Source organism: Caldicoprobacter sp. (assembly GCF_047459465.1).
Classification (GTDB): domain Bacteria; phylum Bacillota; class Clostridia; order Caldicoprobacterales; family Caldicoprobacteraceae; genus Caldicoprobacter.
In genome coordinates, this window is record NZ_VSCO01000202.1 from 1 (window position 1) to 2,443 (window position 2,443).

The 2,443-nt window shown below is 46.0% G+C and carries 3 protein-coding genes and 1 pseudogene; all 4 read left to right on the forward strand.

The window, feature by feature from the left end:
* Positions 1–206, forward strand: a pseudogene (locus FWJ59_RS09300) (hypothetical protein); the annotation flags it as partial.
* Positions 206–976: a tyrosine-protein phosphatase gene (locus FWJ59_RS09305; protein ID WP_414481656.1), complete on the forward strand. Its 771-nt coding sequence runs from the start codon at positions 206–208 to the stop codon at positions 974–976. The pseudogene FWJ59_RS09300 and the gene FWJ59_RS09305, both read left to right, overlap by 1 nt.
* A 118-nt stretch (positions 977–1,094) precedes the next feature.
* Positions 1,095–1,628, forward strand: a complete 534-nt coding sequence (gene loaP, locus FWJ59_RS09310) for an antiterminator LoaP (RefSeq protein ID WP_414481657.1) — start codon at positions 1,095–1,097, stop codon at positions 1,626–1,628.
* A 218-nt stretch (positions 1,629–1,846) separates the two neighbouring features.
* On the forward strand, positions 1,847–2,443 hold a 597-nt coding region (locus tag FWJ59_RS09315), incomplete at its 3' end, for a glycosyltransferase family 4 protein (RefSeq protein WP_414481658.1).

Genomic DNA, 2,443 nt, shown 5'->3' on the forward strand with positions numbered 1-2,443 from the left:
AGGCTAGCCTGCAAAAGGTAAACGCGAGGATACTGGGGGTCGTATTAAACGGGGCACCTGTAGACAGGGGGGGCGGCTATTATTATTACTATTACTACTATTACGACGAACAGGGTAGGAAGAAAAAACGCCGCAGCTCTGCCGTGCAGCAATCCGTTTCGGTAGATGGGATCCCGTCTTTCAAAAGCGAGGGTATAGATCTGTAATGCTGGACCTCCATTGCCATATACTGCCCGAGGTGGATGATGGCGCCGGTTCCATAGGTGAGGCCCTTTCCATGGCGACCATGGCTGTCAGGGAAGGGATAGACGCCGTGGTGGCCACTCCCCACTGCTTGGATGCAAGGAACATCGATGCTTTTGTACAGGGAGTGGAGCGCCAGAGGCAGCAGTTACAGGCTGTGCTGGATGCCCGGCAGATGGACCTGGATATCTTTTTGGGCGCAGAGGTGTTTATGGATCCAGCCTTCCTAAAGGTGGGAGGGCTTGAAAGGCTAACTATAAACTCCACCCGATATATTCTAGTGGAGCTTCCCATGGGGGAGGTGCCGCTGTACGCCGAGGACTTTATATACAGGCTCAGGCTAAAGGGTTTCATACCCATAATTGCCCATCCCGAGAGAAACCTTGCCATCATGCGGGACCCCAATGTGCTCTATCGTTTGGTGGATTTGGGATGCCTGTGTCAGATTACCACCGGCAGCATAACCGGCCTTTTTGGTAAGCAGGTGAAGCGATGTGCGCGGATACTGCTGACCCACGGCATGGGGCACGTGCTGGGCACCGACGCCCATTCGGAGGGCACAAGGGGACCTTACATGAAAAAGGCGGTTGAGCAGCTAAAGGCCTGGTTGAATGAAGAAGAGGTGAGAGATATAGTAAATATTTTGCCTTACAAGATATTGGGAGGAGAGGTTGTTTCTGTAACCCCCCCTCGGAGATATAAGGCCGGCATGAAATTCTGGTTTTGGGGCTAGTTTTCATGTATTTGGAACATAAGTATTGTGGTTTCAGACGGCCTCTTTTTGAAGGACATCCATAAACATCTTTGCCATAATAATAGAGGGAGATTGTTCAATGGGGGATTGTTCTGAAATGGTTGATGAAGCGGACAAGAAATGGTACGCAATCTTCGTCGAAACCGGACACGAGGAAGATTTCGAACGATTGTTCAAAGTTTTATACCCCGAGGAGGGCATCGAAATCTTGATCCCCAAAAGGAAGCTTATAGAGAGAAGGCAGGGGAAAACTCATGAAGTTGTAAGGAAGCTGTTTCCCGGATACGTGCTGGTAAACGCGGTCATGGATGCCGGGGTTTATTATAAGCTATCGAAATTGCCCAGGGTGTACGGGGTGCTGAAGGATGAGCGAGAGCCCGTACCTATCAGGGATGAGGAAATGGCGGTGATACTTGCCCTCACCTGTCAAGGGGATACCATAGAATTTTCTGAATTGTATAAGGAAGGGGAGCGCATTGTAGTTGTGAGCGGTCCTTTAAAGGGCCTGGAAGGGATAATAGAAAAGGTGGATGCTCGAAAGAAAAGGGTGAAAATACGAATTCAGTTTTTGGGGCAGGAGAAGCGCGTGGACTTGGGCGCTTACCTGATTGACAAGTACAGCGGGCAATAAGCCCGTTTTTTTAATGTTCCTAACGGCTATATGATGCTGCCTGAAGCCTTTTTGCAAATTAATTACATTGACACGTTTTTGTTGATAATGTAAAATCTAAATGGGCTATGTGGACGAAATCCGTAAGAGGTTTTGTTGTGTCTGCTCAAAGTGTGGCGTAAGGAAGGTTATAAGTAAACTTTATAAATTTTATTGAACGCTTTGATGGGGATGATAAGATGCTAAATCTGGAGGCTTTCATCACCGCTTTTTTAATTTCGTTGATAGGAATACCACCCATTATTTGGTTTGCCAATAAAAATGGGATAGTAGATAAACCTAACAGCAGAAAAGTTCACAATAAGCCTGTTCCTTTGTTGGGAGGAACGGTAATTTTTATTGCGTTTGCAGTGCCTTTCGTGGTTTTTGTTGGATTAAATCTGAAGGCTATAAGCATCATTTTTTGTTCTGTAATCCTTGTCATTTTAGGGCTGCTTGACGATATTTATGACATTGAAGCTAAAAAAAAGCTGGTTGTACAGATATGCTGGTCGATAATTGCTGTGGCTTCAGGTGTAAAGGTTAATATAGGGGAATATATAACCGAAAATGCGACTATGGCATTTTTGGTCGATGGCATTATAAGCATTTGCTGGATTATAGGAATAATCAATGCGGTGAACCTTATAGATGGTTTGGATGGATTGGCCGGGGGAGTTTCCATCATTGCCTCTATTGCCTTTGTGTTTATTTTGAAAGGCAAGAGCTCGAATAGCATGGGGTATATAATGGCATTGTCCCTTGCGGGATCAGTCCTGGGCTACCTCTTTTATAAT

What these genes read in the sequence shown, in the direction of transcription:
- FWJ59_RS09305 (WP_414481656.1), top strand. Translation starts at nt 206, where the DNA reads ATGCTGGACCTCCATTGCCATATACTGCCCGAGGTGGATGATGGCGCC.
- loaP (WP_414481657.1), top strand. Translation starts at nt 1,095, where the DNA reads ATGGTTGATGAAGCGGACAAGAAATGGTACGCAATCTTCGTCGAAACC.